Origin of the sequence: Deinococcus arcticus, from assembly GCF_003028415.1 — a bacterium.
GTDB lineage: Bacteria > Deinococcota > Deinococci > Deinococcales > Deinococcaceae > Deinococcus > Deinococcus arcticus.
Genome location: NZ_PYSV01000015.1, coordinates 25779 through 43434, shown reverse-complemented (window position 1 = coordinate 43434; position 17656 = coordinate 25779). Strand labels below are relative to the sequence as shown.

Annotated in this window: 19 protein-coding genes; 14 read left to right on the top strand and 5 right to left on the bottom strand. The window is 70.4% G+C overall.

What is annotated here, in order from left to right; translation table 11 throughout:
• Window positions 1-17: 17 nt before the first annotated feature.
• From C8263_RS14390 to C8263_RS14350, 9 genes are all read left to right on the top strand, one after another.
• A complete protein-coding gene (locus tag C8263_RS14390) occupies window positions 18-611 on the top strand; it encodes a phenylacetic acid degradation protein (protein ID WP_107138834.1) in 594 nt (197 codons plus the stop codon).
• Window positions 608-1387: a 1,2-phenylacetyl-CoA epoxidase subunit PaaC gene (gene paaC / locus C8263_RS14385; RefSeq protein ID WP_107138833.1), complete on the top strand. Its 780-nt coding sequence runs from the start codon at window positions 608-610 to the stop codon at window positions 1385-1387. The genes C8263_RS14390 and paaC overlap by 4 nt, the downstream gene beginning before the upstream one ends.
• Before the next feature lie 23 nt (window positions 1388-1410).
• The gene (gene paaD, locus C8263_RS14380; protein WP_107138832.1) at window positions 1411-1926 is read left to right on the top strand and encodes a 1,2-phenylacetyl-CoA epoxidase subunit PaaD; all 516 of its coding nucleotides are present in this window, start codon (window positions 1411-1413) and stop codon (window positions 1924-1926) included.
• Window positions 1927-1947: 21 nt separating this feature from the next.
• Entirely contained in the window at window positions 1948-2880 is a 933-nt protein-coding gene (locus tag C8263_RS14375; RefSeq protein WP_107138831.1) for an ADP-ribosylglycohydrolase family protein, read from the top strand.
• Complete coding sequence (gene paaZ / locus C8263_RS14370) at window positions 2877-4970, top strand: phenylacetic acid degradation bifunctional protein PaaZ (protein ID WP_107138830.1); 2094 nt, start codon at window positions 2877-2879, stop codon at window positions 4968-4970. Before C8263_RS14375 ends, paaZ begins: the two co-directional genes overlap by 4 nt.
• 66 nt (window positions 4971-5036) lie before the next feature.
• Complete coding sequence (locus C8263_RS14365; protein WP_107138829.1) at window positions 5037-5399, top strand: VOC family protein; 363 nt, start codon at window positions 5037-5039, stop codon at window positions 5397-5399.
• Window positions 5400-5625: 226 nt separating this feature from the next.
• Window positions 5626-6711, top strand: a complete 1086-nt coding sequence (locus C8263_RS14360) for a GGDEF domain-containing protein (protein WP_107138828.1) — start codon at window positions 5626-5628, stop codon at window positions 6709-6711.
• 102 nt (window positions 6712-6813) lie between these two features.
• Window positions 6814-7368: a dihydrofolate reductase family protein gene (locus C8263_RS14355; RefSeq protein WP_107138827.1), complete on the top strand. Its 555-nt coding sequence runs from the start codon at window positions 6814-6816 to the stop codon at window positions 7366-7368.
• Between the two features lie 89 nt (window positions 7369-7457).
• Window positions 7458-8402 (top strand): aldo/keto reductase family protein, encoded by a 945-nt coding sequence (locus tag C8263_RS14350; protein WP_107138826.1) that lies wholly within the window; start codon window positions 7458-7460, stop codon window positions 8400-8402.
• 91 nt (window positions 8403-8493) lie between these two features.
• Here the strand turns inward: C8263_RS14350 and C8263_RS19685 are convergent, their stop codons facing one another.
• Window positions 8494-10179 (bottom strand): GGDEF domain-containing protein, encoded by a 1686-nt coding sequence (locus C8263_RS19685; protein ID WP_233218832.1) that lies wholly within the window; start codon window positions 10177-10179, stop codon window positions 8494-8496.
• A gap of 122 nt (window positions 10180-10301) precedes the next feature.
• Between C8263_RS19685 and C8263_RS14340 the strand changes: the two genes are divergently transcribed.
• Both C8263_RS14340 and C8263_RS14335 read left to right on the top strand, forming a co-directional pair.
• Entirely contained in the window at window positions 10302-11270 is a 969-nt protein-coding gene (locus tag C8263_RS14340) for an ABC transporter ATP-binding protein (protein WP_107138825.1), read from the top strand.
• Window positions 11263-12135: an ABC transporter permease subunit gene (locus C8263_RS14335; RefSeq protein ID WP_107138824.1), complete on the top strand. Its 873-nt coding sequence runs from the start codon at window positions 11263-11265 to the stop codon at window positions 12133-12135. The genes C8263_RS14340 and C8263_RS14335 overlap by 8 nt, the downstream gene beginning before the upstream one ends.
• A 227-nt stretch (window positions 12136-12362) precedes the next feature.
• Here C8263_RS14335 and C8263_RS14330 read toward each other — a convergent pair whose 3' ends face one another.
• Window positions 12363-13694 carry a Vgb family protein gene (locus C8263_RS14330; RefSeq protein ID WP_107138823.1) on the bottom strand — a complete coding sequence of 444 codons (1332 nt, stop codon included), beginning with the start codon at window positions 13692-13694 and terminating at the stop codon, window positions 12363-12365.
• A gap of 189 nt (window positions 13695-13883) precedes the next feature.
• Here C8263_RS14330 and C8263_RS14325 point away from each other — a divergent pair, with 189 nt between their 5' ends.
• Together C8263_RS14325 and C8263_RS14320 are read left to right on the top strand one after the other, a co-directional pair.
• The gene (locus C8263_RS14325; protein ID WP_107138822.1) at window positions 13884-14192 is read left to right on the top strand and encodes a hypothetical protein; all 309 of its coding nucleotides are present in this window, start codon (window positions 13884-13886) and stop codon (window positions 14190-14192) included.
• Window positions 14193-14376: 184 nt separating this feature from the next.
• Window positions 14377-14988, top strand: coding sequence for a hypothetical protein (locus C8263_RS14320; RefSeq protein ID WP_233218831.1), 612 nt, complete (start codon window positions 14377-14379; stop codon window positions 14986-14988).
• Window position 14989: 1 nt separating this feature from the next.
• Here C8263_RS14320 and C8263_RS14315 read toward each other — a convergent pair whose 3' ends face one another.
• From C8263_RS14315 to C8263_RS14305, 3 genes are all read right to left on the bottom strand, one after another.
• Window positions 14990-15451, bottom strand: a complete 462-nt coding sequence (locus C8263_RS14315) for an SRPBCC domain-containing protein (protein WP_107138821.1) — start codon at window positions 15449-15451, stop codon at window positions 14990-14992.
• A gap of 160 nt (window positions 15452-15611) precedes the next feature.
• Window positions 15612-16421 (bottom strand): metallophosphoesterase, encoded by an 810-nt coding sequence (locus C8263_RS14310; protein ID WP_107138820.1) that lies wholly within the window; start codon window positions 16419-16421, stop codon window positions 15612-15614.
• Window positions 16418-16678: a hypothetical protein gene (locus C8263_RS14305; RefSeq protein ID WP_107138819.1), complete on the bottom strand. Its 261-nt coding sequence runs from the start codon at window positions 16676-16678 to the stop codon at window positions 16418-16420. The genes C8263_RS14310 and C8263_RS14305 overlap by 4 nt, the downstream gene beginning before the upstream one ends.
• Window positions 16679-16748: 70 nt before the next feature.
• Here C8263_RS14305 and C8263_RS14300 point away from each other — a divergent pair, with 70 nt between their 5' ends.
• Window positions 16749-17639, top strand: a complete 891-nt coding sequence (locus tag C8263_RS14300) for a metallophosphoesterase (RefSeq protein ID WP_107138818.1) — start codon at window positions 16749-16751, stop codon at window positions 17637-17639.
• Window positions 17640-17656 lie beyond the last annotated feature (17 nt).

Sequence of the window (17656 nt, the reverse complement as noted above, 5' to 3'; positions counted from 1 at the left end):
CCCCTGCTGGAGAACAGATGACCCATCCTGACCCCCATCCCCCCGCCGATACCCAGTGGCCCCGCTGGGAAGTGTTCAAGCAGGACGCGCCAGGGCGGCCCCATCAGGCGGTCGGCACGGTGCATGCTGGTGACCCCGACCACGCCCTGCTGACCGCCCGCAGCGTCTTTGTGCGCCGCCCAGCGGCTGTGAGCCTCTGGTGCGTGCGCGAAAGCGACCTGCTGACCGCCACACCCGAAGAACTGACCACCCGCCCCGAGGTGCTGGACACAGGCGGCGAGGCCGGCACCTATCACCTGGGCGTCAAACGCACGCACAAGCGGTCCATGACCTTTGTGGATCTCGTGGGCACCGTGCAGGCGGCGGGTCCCGGCGACGCGCTGCGGCAGGCCCAAGCGGCGCATCCGGACGCGCTGGCGTGGCTGGTGTTTCCCGACACCGCCGCCGTCCGCACCGACGAAGACCCTGGCACGGTGGACAGCTGGTTTGCCCCCGCCAGGGAAAAAACCTACAAGCAGCAGCAGTTTTATGGCGTCATTGGCCGCCATATTGGGGAACTGAAGCGTGCGGGCCTGATGCCGGGCCGCGCCCCCAGCGAGGAGGGCGCATGACTGTCCCCACCGAAGCCCTGAGCACCGCCCAGACCCAGGCCCTGATTCGCAAACTGACCGCCCTGGCCGACGATGAGATTGTGCTGGCGCACCGGGGCGGCGAATGGACCGGGCACGCACCCATTCTGGAAGAGGACATCGCCCTGGCCAACATGGCCCAGGATGAGCTGGGCCACGCGGGCCTGTACCTGGGCCTGCGCGCCGAGCTGGACGGCAGCGACGCCGACCGCCTGGCCTTTTTCCGGGGGGCAGACGAGTACACGAACACCCGCCTGGTAGAACTGCCGAAGGGCGACTGGGCGTTTACCATGCTGCGCCAGTTTCTGTATGACACCTCCGAGGCCCTGTGGCTGGAAGCGGCCACGCGCAGCACCTACGCCCCGCTGGCGGCGGTGGCCGCCAAAGCGGTGCGTGAGGAGAAATTCCACGTGCAGCACACCGCCTTGTGGGTGGAGCGTCTGGCCCTGGGCACCGAGGAAAGTCGGCGCCGCACCCAGAGCGCACTGAACGACCTGTGGCCCCACGCGGCCCAGCTGTTTCAGCCAGTCGAGGGCGAGGCCGAACTGGTCGCCGCTGGTCTGCTGCCCGACCTGGGCACCATTCACGCCCGCTGGCACGACCTCGTGACCCGGCATCTGGTGGACAAATGCGGGCTGACCCTGCCAGAGCCCCCGGCCGAACAGGCGCCCCGCAACGTCCACACCGAGCATCTGGCGCCTCTGCTGGCCGAGATGCAACTCGTCGCCCGCCAGCACCCGGACGCGGAGGTCTGGTGATGGGGGCGGATGGCAAATGGCCGATGGCGAATGGCGAACAGTCACCCGCCATAGACCATCTGCCATCTGCCGTCTGGGCCGCCCTAGCCCAGGTCCCCGACCCCGAAATTCCTGTGGTCAGCATCACCGACATGGGCATGGTGCGGGATGTAACGGTGGACGAGGGCGGGCGGGTGCAGGTGACCTTTACGCCCACTTTCAGCGGGTGCCCGGCGCTGCACGTCATCCGGGAGAGCATTGAAGGAGCGGTGCGGGGGCTAGGTGTGGCTGAGGTGGAGGTGCGCAGCACACTGACGCCACCCTGGACCACCGACTGGATCAATGACGATGCCCGCGAGAGGTTGCGCCAGTACGGCATTGCGCCGCCTGCCCCCACCGGGGAAGGCCAGCTGATTCAGCTGGAGCCCGAGCCGACCCGTTGCCCCCGGTGCAGCAGCCTTGACGTGCGCATGACCGCCAGCTTTGGCCCGACCCTGTGCAAGCGCATGTACGTCTGCGACACTTGCAAGGAACCGTTCGAAGGGTTTAAGAGCGTGTGAACTGGGAACGTGTTGTCTGATATGAAGGCCCCGCCAACGTCCCTTCAGCGGGCCTTGCACTCTCTCCGTGGTTTGACCATCGGTGATCAATTCGGTGAACTTTTTTTTGTCGAGCCGGATGCTTTCGACGCTGCTGTAGCCCAGCGGCGGGTTCCCGGCAGTCCCTGGCAGTACACGGACGATACTGAGATGGGGCTGTCTGTGGTGGCTGTGCTCCGCGCTCACGGAGAGATTCAGCAGGACGAGCTGATGCAGCGCTTTGCTCAGCATCACGATATGTCGCGTGGGTACGGCCCATCCATGCGGCGCGTATTGGCCGACGTGCGAAGCGGCGCAGACTGGCGCTCGGTAATTGCTACTGCGTTCGAAGGCCAGGGCTCTTACGGCAATGGCGCGGCGATGCGCGTGGGGCCGCTGGGTGCCTTCTTTGCTCCGGATTTGCAGACCTGCGTTCGGCAGGCAGAACTTTCCAGCTTGACTACCCATACCCATCCAGAGGCGGTGGCTGGGGCGATCGCTGTGGCGATTGCAGCGGCCCTGGCCTGGCGGGTGCATGAACATCCGGCCTTCCAGGAAACCTTTTTGGAAGATGTGGCTTCCTGGGTGCCAGAGAGCGAGGTTCGGAGCCGCCTGCTGCGCGCCGCTCGGCTGCCCGGCACAATGGCGCCCGAGGTGGCTGGTGCGGTTCTCGGGAACGGCCAACAGTTAACTGCGCAGGATACCGTCCCGTTTGCGCTCTGGTGCGCGTCGCGGCAGCTCAGTGACTATGAAACGGCCCTCTGGTGGGGCGTCAGTGCTGGCGGCGATAGGGACACGATCTGCGCCATTGTGGGCAGCGTTGTTGCTCTTTCCAGCACCACAGCCATCCCCGCCCAGTGGCTTGCCGAACAAGAACCTTTTCCAGAGTGGTTCACCTCTTCGGGCCTCTCTGACGAATTTAAGGAGTCCCCATGACGCAATCCACCCTTCCTGAACTTCTCCGCCCAGCCTCCTATGTCTACGGCACCTGGCACAGCAACCATGACGGCCAGACCCTCGTGGACGCCGTGTATGGCCGTCCCGTGGCCGTCATTTCTTCCGAAGGCGTGGATTTCGCTCAGGCGCTGGCCTACGGGCGGCAGAAGGCCTCGGCGCTGCGGCGCATGACCTTTCACGAGCGCGCCCGCGCCCTGAAGGCCCTGGGCACCTACCTGATGGAGCGCAAGGAGGCTTATTACGCCCTCAGCGCCCTGACCGGCGCGACCCGCCGCGATTCCTGGGTGGATATTGAAGGCGGCATCGGCACGCTGTTTTCCTACGCCAGCATGGCCCGCCGCGATCTGCCCGACGAGCGCTTCTGGCCCGACGGCAAGTTGGAACGCCTGGGCCGCGAAGGCACGTTTGTAGGCCGCCACCTGTTGGTGCCGCGCGAGGGCGTGACGGTGCAGATCAACGCCTTTAACTTTCCGGTGTGGGGCATGCTGGAAAAGTTTGCCCCCAGCTTTATTGCCGGGATGCCCAGCCTGGTCAAGCCGGCGCCGCAGACGGCTTACGTGACCGAGCGCGTGGTGCGCGACATGCTGGCTTCTGGGCTGCTGCCCGAGGGGGCTCTGCAACTGGTGACCGGCGACCCCGGCGACCTGCTGGACCATGTGCAGGAACAGGACGTGGTGGCCTTTACCGGCTCGGCGGCCACGGCGGCCAAGCTGCGGGTGCACCCCAATGTCGTGGCGCGCAACGTGCCGTTTAACACCGAGGCCGACAGCCTGAACGCTTCTGTGCTGGGCCTGAGTGTGAGGCCCGAGGACCCCGAGTTTGCGCTGTTCGTGCGTGAGGTCGCGCGCGAGATGACGGGCAAGGCGGGCCAGAAATGCACCGCCATTCGCCGGGCGATGGTGCCGGGTCATCTGGTAGAAGCGGTGACCGAGGGGCTGCGCCGGGAACTGCGGAAAGTCACGATGGGCGACCCCGCCCGCGACGATGTGCGCATGGGCGCCCTGGTCAGCGTGGAGCAGCGCGAGCGGGTGCGCGAGACGCTGGCGCGTTTGCAGGCGGAGGCCCGCATTGTCATCACCGGAGAAACCGAACTGCTGGGCGGCGACCGCGAGAAAGGCGCGTTCCTGGACCCCACCGTGTTGCTGTGCGACTCGCCGCTGACGGCCAGAGGGCCACACGAACTCGAAGCCTTCGGGCCAGTGGCGACCCTGCTGCCCTACGACTCGCTAGAGGACGCCATTCACCTCGCCAAACTGGGGCGCGGCTCGCTGGCGGGCAGCATCGTCACGCACGACCGCGCCGAGGCCACCGAACTCGTGCTGGGCATGGCGAGCACCCACGGCCGCCTGCTGGTCCTGAACCGTGAGAACGCCAAGGAAAACACGGGCCACGGCTCGCCGCTGCCGCAGCTGAACCACGGCGGCCCTGGCCGGGCGGGCGGCGGCTCGGAACTGGGCGGGCTGTCGGCGGTGCGGCACCACATGAACCGGCTGGCGGTGCAGGCCGACCCCACCACCCTCAGCGCCATTACCCGCGAATACGTGCCCGGCGCGCAGGTGCAGGAGGACGGCACCCATCCCTTCCGCAAGACCTTCGATGAAATTCAGGTGGGTGACAGCCTGCTGACCCACCGCCGCACTGTCACCGAAGCCGACATCGTGAATTTTGCCAATGTCTCTGGCGACCACTTTTACGCCCACGTGGACGAGATTGGCGCCAGGGAAGGAATTTTCGGCCGGCGGGTGGCGCACGGGTACTTTCTGCTGTCGGCGGCGGCCGGGCAGTTCGTGTGGCCCGCGCCGGGGCCGGTGCTGGCGAACTATGGTCTGGAAGGGCTGCGGTTTATCGAGCCCGTGGGGATTGGCGACACCATCCGCACGCGCCTGACCTGCAAGCGCAAGATCCGCAAGGACCTGCGCCCGGATGAAACCCGCCCCACCGGCGTGGTGGAATGGCGCGCGGAAATCACCAATCAGGACGGCGCCCTGGTCGCCACCTACGACATCCTGACGCTGGTGGAGCGGGCCCGGGACGAGTTCGACCCGCCCGTAGACGCGCTGAACGCCTGAACGGGCCAGAGTGTTGTCTCGCCAGGAGTAACGGACGGGGGGTCGGCTCTGGCCTAAGCTCCGGGTGTGACGCTCATCACCGGACTGGATCACGTGCTGCTGGAAGCGCCTGCGGGCTGCGAGCCGGCGGCACGTGCGTTTTACGGCGGCGTTCTGGGGCTCAGTGAGGTGCCCAAGCCCACTGCCCTTCAGGCCCGGGGCGGGGTGTGGTTTGCCCTGCCGGACGGCCGCCAGATGCACATCGGCGTGACGCCTGATTTCGCGCCTCGCCTCAAGGGGCACCCAGCGCTGCGGTGCAGTGACCTCGCGGCTTTCAGCGCCTGCTGCGCCGCCCACCGCGTCTCCACCCGCCCCGACCAGGAAGGCGGGGTGCCGCGCCTGTTCCTGCACGATCCATTCGGCAACCGGCTGGAAGTGGTGCAGGGCTGACCTGGGGGGCCGGGGCACTGCCCCCGTCTTGGCCCCCGGCTGGGGCTGGGCAGAGGGCCAAAGCTGATCGTAGGATGAAGCTGACTATGAACCGGATCGCGTTGGGTGCCTGTGCTGGGTCCCTGTGCGCCGCGCACCAGCGTTTTCCTGCCGTCCTTCTGCTGCCGGTGTGGCGCCCCTCTGCCCCTGGCTGTGCGCCGGGAGCCAGTCCACCGGCGGCCCTCGCATGAGCCTGTCCAGTCCGGTGCCGCCACCCCTGCTGGGGCGCATTGGGCGGGTCAAGGGGTGGGCGCTGCGCCTGATGTTCGGGGGCGGCAGCGCGCTGGCCCTGCTGACCCTGCTGCTGCCGGCCCCGGCGGCCCCCAACCTGCAGGCGGGCCAGTGGCTGTTTCTGCTGACGGCGGTGGTGGGGCTGGGCACAGTGGCCCTGACCTCGCAGCGGCCCGGGGTGCTGCGCAGCGAGCGCTTCGACACGCTGTTCATGGTGCTGGGCAACGTGTGCGCCCTGACCTCGGCGCTGGGTGAGGCGCTGCTGTTCGGCACCACCTACAGCGAACACGTGGCCCTGTGGCCCATGGTGTTTGCCGCCGGCTTTCTGGGGCGGCGCCTGCTGCGGGTGCAGGCGGCCCTGATGCCGCCGCTGCTGGCCCTGACCGTGTACGCCCGCAGCCTGATTGTGGGCGGCAACGAACGCTGGTGGATCGAGGCGCTGGTGCTGGCGGTGCCGGTGGTGGTCACGGGGCTGATCATCGGATTTTTCCGTGCCGCCGCCGAGGACGAGGCGGAAGAACTGACGCAGCAGGTGGGCACCGATCCGCTGACCGGGCTGGCCAACCGCCGCGCCCTGTACGCCGAATTTGGGCGGCTGGTCGGGCAGTTACCCGCCGGACACCGGGTGGCGGTGGTGATGCTGGACCTGGACCATTTCAAGCTGGTCAACGACCGCTACGGGCACCGCGTGGGCGACGAGGTGCTGCGCTGCTTTGCCGGGGTGCTGCGAGACCACGCCCACCCACACGATCTGCTGGTGCGGGTGGGCGGTGAGGAGTTCGTGTGGGTCACGGCCGGACCCGAGGTGGACCCGCTGCTCAGCCGGGTGGAGCAGGCGCGCGCTGCGCACGCGGCCCACCCGCAGGCGCGGGCTGTCACCGTCAGCGCGGGCCTGGTCTGCCACGACGCCGGCGAAGCCCTGAGCGCCGCGCACCTGGACGACCTGCTGGGCCGGGCCGACGCCGCGCTGTACGCCGCCAAAGCCGCCGGCCGCAATCGCCTGCACCAGCATGATGTGGGCGCCCTGATGAAGACCGGCTGACCATGAGGGGCGCGGGGGCCAGCCACGGCGAATGGCGCTGGCAGAGGGGAAGTAGGCTATCTGGTTGAGGCGGGGCCCAGAAGCAGTGGCTAGCCTGGGGCCATGACCTCCTTTCATGTGTTCATTGCGACCAGCCTGGATGGTTTTATCGCGCGGCCCGACGGTCGCCTGGACTGGTTGCCGGGGGCCCTGCCGGACGGCCCGCCTGCACCCGAGGGCGAGGACTACGGCTTTGACGCCTTCATGGCTGAAATTGACGTGGTGGTGATGGGCCGCGCCACGTTTGAGACTGTGCAGGCGCTTGACCCGTGGCCCTATTCAGCCCGCATGGTGGTGCTGAGCCGCACGCTGACGAACGAAGCCATTCCAGCCCGGCTGCGCCCGGAAGTCACGGTCCACCCCGGTCCGGTTGACACCCTGGTGGCTGAGCTGCGCGCGCAGGGAACAGGAGGCGTGTATGTGGACGGAGGCCAGACGGTCCAGGCTTTTTTGCGCGCCGGGCTGATGGACACCCTGGTGATCACCCAGGTGCCCGTGCTGCTGGGGACAGGGCTTTCGCTGTTCGGGCCGCTGACTCAGGATGTCTGGTTCGAGCACCTGGAAACACGCAGCTTTCCATCCGGGCTGGTGCAAAGCCGTTACCGGGCGCGCCGATGATCTGCACAGGGCCGGCCGCAGGATGAGGGGGCCTTAAGCGGGCCTCCATCTGGCCCCTTACCGATGCTTTAACAGTTAAAGTGTCGCGCATGGAATACCGGAAGCTCGGCAGAAGTGGCCTGAAAGTCAGTGAAGTCGCCCTGGGCGGCTGGGAAACCTACGGGGTCAACCAGGACGCCTCTGCGATGGTGCGCGAGATCGTGCTGGCGGCCTACGAGGGCGGCGTGAACTTCTTTGATCAGGCCGACGTGTACGCCCGGGGCCGCAGCGAGGAGCTGATGGGCGCCGTGCTGCGCGAACTGCCCCGCCACACCCTGGTCATCTCCAGCAAGGTCTTCTGGCCCATGAGCGACGATGTGAACGACCGGGGGCTCTCGCGCAAGCATGTCCTGGAAAGCATTGACAAGACCCTGAAACGGCTGGGCACCGATTACCTGGATATCTACTTCGCTCACCGCTACGACCCCGACGTGCCCATGGACGAGATCGTGATGGCCTTTGATCAGGTCATCCGCGACGGCAAGGCGCTGTACTGGGGCACCTCCATGTGGCCAGCGGCGCGCATTGCCCAGGCGGTGGAATTCGCGCGGGCCAATGGCCTGCACGCCCCGGTCACCGAGCAGCCCGAATACTCCATGCTGCGCCGCGAGCGCGTGGAGGGCGACCTGCTGCCCTACACCGAGGGCGCGGGCGTGGGCCTGGTGGTCTGGAGCCCGCTGGCCATGGGCCTCCTGACCGGCAAGTACGACGAGGGCCGGCCCGAGGGCGCCCGCCTGACCGAGAAGGAAAACTGGGGCAAGAACTTCCTGACCGATGACAACATTCAGAAGGTGCGCGACCTGAAGCCCATTGCCGACGACCTGGGTATCACCCGCGCCCAGCTGGCCCTGGCCTGGCTGCTCCGCCAGCCCGGCGTGAGCAGCGTGATTACCGGCGCCACCAAAACCAGCCAGATTCAGGACACCGTCAAAGCCGCCGGCGTGCGCCTGAGCAGTGACGTTCTGGAACAGATTGAAGGCATCCTGAAGCGCTGACGGCAGAGGGGCACAGCGGCGGGCTGGGGGCGTGCAACCCCGACCCGCCGCTTTCTCATGCCTGCCCCTGCCCACTCACCACGGCCCACCCTCACGCCGGCGGATGCACCCTGTTCCGCCCCGCCGCCTTGGCCCGGTACAGGTGGTCGTCGGCGGCCTGCAGGGCCAGGGACAGGCGCCCGGGGCGCTCCACGGCGTAGCCCACGCTGGCGCTCAGGCCCACGCCGGGCAGCAGGCCGGACCAGTCGTGGGCTTCAATGGCGCGGCGGCAGCGCTCGGCGAGGTCGTGGGCCTGCCCCGGCGCGCGAATGGGCGCCACCAGCACAAATTCCTCGCCGCCGTAGCGCCCCAGCAGCGTGCCGGCGCGCACGGTGCCCGACAGCAGCCCGGCCACGGCCTGCAGCACCCGGTCCCCGTGGGCGTGCGAGAAGCGGTCGTTCACGCTCTTGAAGTGGTCAATGTCCACGAACAGGGCCGCCAGCAGGCTCCAGCCAGGGCCGCCCCCGTCCTGCAGGGCGCGCAGGCCCTCTTCCAGGCCACGCCGGTTCAGCACGCCGGTCAACGGGTCCTGGCGGGCTTCCACCTCGGCGCAGCGCAGGCGGTCCTGCCAGGAACTGGCGTCGGCCTGGGCCTGACGCAGTTCCACGTTCAGGTGCCGCTGGGCGTCCTCGCTGATCTGGTCCTGGGCCGCCTGGGCCTCGGCCAGGGCGGCGCGCGTGGCCTGCAGGGCGGCTTCCAGGTCGCCGCGCGCCTCGTGCAGTTCGCTCAGGCGCCGCAGAATGCGCTGGGTGTCCCGGTGGCGGCCCTGGGCCCGCACCTCATCCAGGGCCTCGGTGTAGCCGGCCAGGGCGCGCGCTGTCTCGCCGCGCGCAGCCAGCACCTCGGGCAGGCACAGCAGGGGCTCCAGGTACAGGCGCTGCTGCAACTCGGTGTTCAGGGCCTGGGTCTCGTGCGCCGCCTGCAGGGCGCCGTCCAGATCGCCGCACAGCAGGCGCAGCGCGGCGCGGTGGGCGCCGCACAGCAGGGCCGTGGTGGGGTGGGGGGTGGCCTGGAGCGCCGCGCCGGCGGCGCGCAGCACCATCAGGCCCTGCTGCGTGGCCTGCTGCACCGCCTCGGGGCGGCCCAGGCGCCCGGCCTCGCGGGCCAGCACCACGTAGGCGTGGGCGCGGTTCTCGTGCAGGCTCAGGGTCAGACTGGCGCGCAGCGGTTCGTCGCTCTGGTCATGCACATGCTCTTCGAGCAGATTCAGGTGGTGCAGCGCGCCCTTGGCGTCGCCGCGCAGGTTGGCCACCCAGGCCAGATTGCCCAGGGCGTGCCCGTGGTCCAGCGGGCAGCCGTTCTCCCGGGCCAGCGCCAGCGCCGAGCGCAGGTCCTGGTCGGCGCCGGGCAGGTTGCCACTGATCACGCGGGTCAGCGCGCGCACGTTGACCACCGCCGAGCGCAGGTCATGCAGGCCGTGGTCCTGCATCAGGGCCTGCGCGCGCGTCACGGCGTCCAGGGCCCGCGTGGGCTGCCCAAGGCTGGCACTCACGAAGCCCAGCCCCACCAGCGCCAGCACGGCGGCCCGGGGCGAGTCGGCGCGCAGCGCTTCGTCCAGGGCCCGCTCGCCCAGATCCAGCGCCGCGTCCAGGCTCAGGTCGCGCACCGCGCGCGCCAGGTCCACCAGGGCCAGGGCGCGCGCCTCGCCGCCCGGCGCCGCCTGCACCCGCGCCAGCAGGGGCGCGGGCGTTCCGGGGGGCAGCGCCTGGGGAGACTGGGGGGCGCAGGGAGCAGACATTCTCTCTATTCATCCACATTCCGGGGCCCCCAACCCTGAAAAAGCTCTCAGAGTCTGTTGGGGGAACTGGGGGTGCAGCGGGGGCAACCAAAGGTGGACGCCCACCGGCCCAGCGCGCCCCTATGCTGACAAGGGTGAATGCCATAGAAACGCAGGACCTGCGCAAGGTCTACCGGGGCCGGGCGGTGGTGGACGGCCTGAATCTGACGGTGCCGCAGGGCGAGGTGTTCGGGTTTCTGGGCCCCAACGGCGCCGGCAAAAGCACCACGGTCAAGATGCTGCTGGGGCTGGTGCATCCCAGTGGGGGCGCGGCGCGCGTGCTGGGCGGCAGTCCCCAGGACCCGCGCGTCCGCGCCCGGCTGGGCTTTCTGCCCGAACAGTTCCGCTTTCAGACCTGGATGACCGGCGAGGAATTTCTGCGTTTTCATGGGCGCCTGGCCGGCGTGGGCGCCGGTGACCTGCGCGGGCGCATTCCCGAGGTGCTGGAACTGGTGGGCCTCTCGGGGCGTGGGCGCGAGACGCTAAGCGGCTACAGCAAGGGCATGCTGCAGCGCGCGGGGCTGGCCGGGGCCATTCTGGCGCGCCCCCGGCTGGTGTTTCTGGACGAGCCCACCAGCGCCCTGGACCCCATCGGCCGCATTGAGGTGCGCGAGATTATCGAGCGGCTGCGCGCCGAGGGCGTGGCGGTGTTTCTGAATTCGCACCTGCTTTCAGAGGTGGAACAGGTGTGTGACCGGGTGGCGTTCGTGAAGGCGGGCCGGGTGCTGACCCAGGGCACCATGCGCGAACTCATGGGCGGCGTGCTGCCGGTGGACCTGCGGCTCTCGCACCTGCCGCCGGGGCTGCTGGACACCCTGGCCGGGCTGGGCGAGGTGCGCCGCAGCGACCTGAACACCCCCGGGCGCGCCGACGTGGAACTGTGGCTGGCGCGCGAGGACACCCTGCCCGCCGTGGCCCGCGCGGTGCACGCGGCCGGCGCCGATCTGTATGCCCTGAGCCCCCGCCGCCCGGACCTGGAAACCATGTTCCTGGACCTGATTGAAGACACCCCCGAGCGCACCCGCGCCGGGACCGGAGCCCCCCATGCCTAACGCCCTGCTGATTGCCGAACTCTCGCTGCGCGAGGCCGCCCGCAAGCGGCTGGTCACGGTGCTGCTGCTGCTGTCGGCCGCCTTTCTGGGCTTTTTCCTGTATGGCGTCTACCGCCTGGATCTCACGCTGGATGAGCGGGCAGCGGCGGCGGGCCTGGACGGGCGCAGCCTGACGGGCGCCTCGAATCTGCCGGTCATGTACTCGGCCATGTTCGGCATGTATCTGGTGTATTTCCTGGGCTCGCTGATGTCGGTGCTCTCCACGGTGGGGGCAGTCAGCGGCGACATCGAAAACGGCGTGATGCAGAGCGTGCTGGCCCGCCCCGTGCGCCGCGCCGAACTGGTGCTGGGGCGCTGGCTGGGCTTTGCGGCTGTGAACGTGCTGTATGTGGCCCTGCTGTCGGCCGGGCTGCTGGGCGGCGTGTACCTGCTGACCGGCTACCTGCCGCCCGCCACCGTGCCCGCTGTGGCGCTGCTGCTGCTGACTGTGGCGCTGCTGACCGCCCTGACCGTGCTGGGCAGCACCCTCTTTACCACCCTGGCCAACGGCATTGGCGTATTCGTGCTGTACGGCGTGGGCTTTACTGGCGGGATTCTCACGGCCATTGGCGGCCTGGCCGACACCCCGATTCTGGGCACCCTGGGCCGGGTGGCCAACATTGTCATGCCCACCAACGCCCTGTGGCTGGGGGCCAGCTATCACCTGCAGCCCCAGGTGGCCCGCGACCTGGGCGAGGTCACGCGCGGCGCCAATCCCTTTTTCGGCACCACGCCCGCTGACCCGGCCCTGGTGGTCTGGGCGGCCGTGCTGGCGGCCCTGGCAGTGGCCGGGGCCATGTGGCGCCTGAGCCGCCGGGACCTGTAGGGGGGCAATGGGTGAGGGTAGATGGTAGATGGGTGATGGAAAGGGCCACGCGGCTTGCCTGGCAGAGCGCAACAGAGTGACAAGCGGACAGCGGCGCCCCGAAGTATGGAGGGGCGCCGCTGCCTGTGGATGGGTGACTGTTTGTTTTCTGCACGCTCCAGGAGCGCCCGAAGCGGCCCGCTTCTCATCCTGAACGTGCGGCGCTTCTCTCCATCACCTATCCACCCTCACCCACTCATCCTCACCCACTGCCCGCCCGTCTCGAACCACACCACGCCGTCGGGGGTGACCGTCAGGGCGCGGGGGCCAGCCGGCGTGCCGGGGGGCAGGGCCACCAGCGCGCCGGTGCTGGCGCCAGGGGCCACGCGCAGCAGGGTGCCCCGGGTGGGATCGGCCACCCACAGGGTGCCGTCCGGGGCCACGGCCAGGGCGCCCGGGCGCGTGCCGGCGGGCAGGGTCAGGGTGCGCGCCGCGCCGGTGCGGGGGTCCAGGTTGCTCACAGCGCCCGTACGCGTCTCGGCAAACCACAGGGTGCCGTCTGGGGCCGGGGTCAGCAGGTCCGGCACGCTCACGTTGGCGGTGCCTACCGCGAAGGTCCTCGCCGCGCCGCTGGGGACATGCACGGTCACCACGGCCGGCGCAGCGCCCCGGCGGGTATAGGCCAGCGTGGCGCTGTCCAGGGCCACCAGCGTCTCGGGCACGCCGTCGGTGGGCAGGCTGCTCACGGCGCCGGTGCCTGGGTCCAGGGCCAGCAGCCGGGGCTGCCCGTAGGCCAGGAACCACAGCCGCCCGTCCGGGGTGGGGGTCAGGTGGTTGAGGGTCTCCGGGGTGCCGGCCAGAAAGCGGGTCAGGTCGCCCGTCTCGCTGCGGCGCACCAGAAAGCTGCCCGCCGCCGTCACGCCGCGCACGGCGGCCCAGACCTCTGCGCCGCGCGCCGCGTGGCTGGTGATGGCCTCGAAGCCCTGCAGCCCGAAGGCCAGGGTGGCCCAGTCGCCCTGGGCCGGGTCAAACCGCAGCAGCGTGTGGCGCAGCGTGGCCTCGGCGTTGGCGGGGGCCCGCAGCAGCAGGCGGCCCTCGGGCGTGGGCAACGCGGCCGCCGCTAGATACGGGGTCGCCGCTGGAATGCGCCAGCGCCGCTGCGCCAGCACGGGCACGCTCAGGCGGGCGGTGCCGGTCGGGGCCGTCACCCGCAGGGTCACGGGGCCGCCACTCTGGCCCTGGGGGTTCAGGGCCACCACCGTATCGCTGCCCTCGGCGGCCGGGGGGCCCGGGGTCAGGTACAGGCCAGGGGGCGCGCCTTCCACCGTCACGCTCACCCCGGCGGGCGGGGTGGCGCGCAGGCGCAGCGTGCCGGGCTGCGGGGGCTCACCCGCCACAGGCAGGCGCTCCACGCTGAGCGTCAGCGTGCCCGTCTGGCCCCCGGGCGGCGTGCCGGGGCCGCCCGGGGCACTGCCGCAGGCCAGCAGCAGGGTGCCCAGCAGCAGCGCGGCGCCCGGGTGCCGGGGGCGCGGCGGCCGGGCAGGCACAGGGGTGGATCGCGTGGGGCCCGTGGTGGTCATGGCTGTATTTCACTCCTGCCGCTCTTGCCCCCGTCTGACCGGACCTTGACCCGGGGTTCACGCTTGGGGGCCTCTGCCGGGCCCAGCCGCTCAAAAGGCCGTATGGCAGCCGGTTTCTGCGTCTTAATGAAACGCTGGCCTGCCGGGCCGTGACGCTTTGGTGAGAAGCGCCCCCATAAGGTGAGCGCCATGGAACCGACCCTGCTGCTGTGCGCGCTGATTGCCCTCACCTCGGGCCTGCACTTTGGCCGCCGCTTCGCGCAGGCGCACCGGACCGGGGGTGCCTACCTGCTGCCGGCCCTGGCGCACGGAGTGGTGTGCAGCCCCCTGGTGCTGCTGAGCACCCTGCTGGACCCCACGGGCCTGCTGTGGATGGCCGTGGCGGCCGTGGCCCTGTGCGGCCTGGCCATCGGCGCGCTGCGCCCGATGCCGGCCCAGGCCCGTGCCCAGACCCTGACCCTGGACCGCGAACCTCATACCGACGTTCAGGCCGCCTGAACTCCAGGCTTCACCGCAGCGGCGCCCCTGTTTGTTCGGGGCGCCGCTGCGCTGTGGCGGGTGACTGCAGGCTCCCCAGGACCAGAGCCGTCCTTTGGATGGACGCCGCCGGGCCCGGTTCTGGCGCACACTGGGCTGGGGCCGCCCACCACCCATAGCCCAGGGCCCCGCAGGAGACCGATTCATGAGCCAGTCCCGCCGCACCCTGAACACCCTGATTCGTCTGGGGCGCGCCCTGCGCGAGCCCGAATCCCCGGACCACGAGCCGCCGCTGCGCGCCGCCGGGCAGGCAGCCTCGGCCCTGGTGACCCCCGCGCTGCAAGGCGCAGCCGGACGCCTGCGCGCCGGAGCCCAGGGCCTGCGTGATCAGGTGCAGGCCCGCGCCGATGGCCACCTGGAACGCGTGATCACCGAGCGCCGGGCCGGGGGAGCCACTGACCCCGACACCCTGGCCGCGCTGACCCGGCGCCGGGCGGCCCGGGAAGCCCGCGCCGCCCAGGCCCGGGCCCGCGCCGGATTGCTGGCCCAGGCCCAGGGCCCCGAGCAGCGGCAGGTGCTGACGCTGGTGGCGGCCGTGACCCCCTGGGCCGGGGGTGAGCCCGGCGAGCTGCGTTACACCATCCTGCTGGACCGGCTGGCCCCGGGCGGCGACCCCGCGCGCGAGATGGCCGTTCACCGCGCCCTGTGGACCCTGGCCGAGCGCCGGGTGCTGGCGGTGTCGCCGCATGGGGTGATCTCGGCCGTGGCGGTGGACGCAGCGCCGCCAGTTGGGGCGCTGGCCCTGCCGCCGGCCTGATTCAGGCCAGGGTGTCCCCGGCGGCATTGAGCTGCGTCTGCAGATTGCCGAAGGTGCGCTCAATCAGGGCCCGGGCGCGGCTTTCCAGCCGGCCGCCGCCCACCGAGGCCAGCGGCCCGCGCACCTGCACCTCGCCCTGCCAGCGCAGCGTGGTGGTCCCGTCGCCGTTGTCGCCCAGGGTGGCCCCGGCCTGCAGGGTCAGCGTGCTGCCCAGCCCCGCGCCCTGCACCCGGACGCCCACGCGCTGCGCCGGGTCGTCCGGCTGCACCTCCAGGCGCAGCCCAAGGTTGCCGCGCAGCAGCCCGGCGCGCACCGGCACGCGGGCCTCGGCGTGGTCCGCGTGGGCGCGGATGTCCTGCACCTCGGGCAGACAGCGCGCCACCTGCTCGGGGCGCGTGACAAAGGCCCACACCACGGCGGGCGAGGCCCTGACCTGAAACTCTCCGGATTCCTGAAGCTGCATAGAGTGATGGTGGCGCGCCGCGCGGTCGGCCGGGTGAATGGGGGGTTCAGGGACAACCGGGGTCTTTTCGCGGGCGCCCGGAAGCAGCGTGGGCCGGCATGCCGTTGACGAGGTGCCCGGCACCCTGCACGCTGGGCACCTTGACGTGGTGCGCGGGTCCCTAGCGCCTGGGGGCGCCGGGCAGATCCACCGGGGTCACGGGAATGGGTTCGCCAAACTGGGCGTAGCGCCGCCCCCGGTGCGGCTCGCCCCGCCCGCACAGCACCGTCACCTGGGGCAGGCCATGCACGTTGACTTCGGCCACCGCCAGCCGCCCGGTCTCGTAGGCGCCCAGGTCCAGGTAGAGGTGGCGGCTCAGGCGGCAGGGTGTGGGCACCGGGGTATGCCCGTGCAGTGAGTAGGTCACGCCCGGGGGCAGCGCAAAGGGCCCCTCGTAGGGCCGCAGCCACAGCGCCGCCGACAGCGGGTTCTCGTGCTGCGGGTGCTTGACGGGCGGCGCGGCGTGGGCAATGAGCACGCTGGGGTGTGGGGGCACCTCGCCGTGAATCTGGCCGTCGGCGGTGACATAGATCACCCGGCGCAGCACCTTCAGGTACGCTTCCAGCAGCGGCGGAAATTTCTCCAGCGTCAGGCCGCCCAGTTCAGCGCGTACCGTCTCGCCCCCGGCGCGCATCCACCACTGGTAGCCTTCCATGGCCTTGCGGTAATCGCCCAGGTTGTGCGTGCCCTCGTACAGGCGGTACCACTTCAGGCCCTCTTGCATCATGCGCTCGTGGTTGCCCATCAGGAGGGTCGCGCGGCCCGCCTGGTGCAGTTCCAGCAGCTTGTCCACCGTGGCCAGGCTGCGCGGCCCCCGGTCAATGGCGTCGCCCAGGCCCACGTAATGCGCGTCGGGAAAGCGCTCCAGCGCGGCGCGCAGCAGGTCCGGGCGCCCGTGCAGATCGGGAATCACCAGTACCTGACGGCTCATGCGTTCTCTCCGGGGGCGTCGCTGAAGTCCAGGAGGGTCTGCTTGCTGCGCTCGCGCATCAGGCGGGCGGCGTCGGGGGCCGGGGCGAAGGTCAGGGCGCCGCCCGCTTCTTCCACGCGGTAGCCAGCGCCGTCCGCCGCGCCCGGCAGCCACTCGGCCGGCAGCTGGTAGGTGCGGCCCTGGCTGTCTTCCACATCGGCCAGGCCAGCGTCCTCATCCAGAACGTCAATCACGAGCAGCAGGGGCGGGGCGTGCATGGGCGCAAGTCTAGCGCGCCCCTCTTTCGGTGGATGCCCCCGGCCGGGGCGCCCGGGTAGGGTCTGGGGCATGACAACCGTGACCCGCCGCCGGGTCCTGCGCGCCCTGGGCGGCGGCGGGCTGGGCCTGCTGGCCGCCGGTGGGCTGGGCACCGCGCAGGCCTACCGCTTTGGCGTGACCCGCCACACCCGCACGCTGCCAGGCCTGGAAGCGCCGCTGCGCGTGGCCTTTCTGACAGACCTGCACTACGGCCTGTACATCGGCGCCGGCAGCGTGCGGGCCTGGGTGGAGGCCACGAACCGCGAGCGCCCGGATGTGGTGCTGCTGGGTGGGGATCAACTCGACAGCCGGATGGATGAGCCGCCGGAAGCCCTGCTGGCCGAGCTGGCCCGCCTGCGCGCCCCGCTGGGCGTGTACGGTGTGTGGGGCAACCACGATTACGGGAGCTTTGGCTTCTACGGCGGGCGGCAGTACGGCCCGGCGCGGGGGGACTGGCAGGGCACACGCGCTCAGCTGGAAGCGGCTTTTGCCAACGCTGGCGTCACGATGCTGCGTAACGCAGGCCGCCCTCTGCGAGACGACCTGTATGTGGGCGGCGTGGACGACCTGTGGCACGGCCAGCCGGATGTGCGGGCAGCCCTGGCCGAGGCCGGAAAGAGGGCCACGCTGCTGGTCATGCACAACCCCGACCTGCTGCCCGAGTTGCCGGGGCGGGTGGGCCTAACCCTGTGCGGGCACACGCACGGCGGTCAGGTGCGGCTGCCATTCGCGGGTGCTGTCATGGTGCCCAGCCGCTATGGCCAGCGGTTTGCCATGGGCTGGGTGGAGGGCGCGCAGGGCACCCCTGCTTATGTCAGCCGGGGCCTGGGCCTCAGCGGCATTCCGTTTCGCAACCTGTGCGAGCCAGAAGTGGCAGTGATGGAGTTGCGGCCCAGTGGAGAGGTGACGCCAGGCCAGTGACTCTCTGCGTTCCTCTG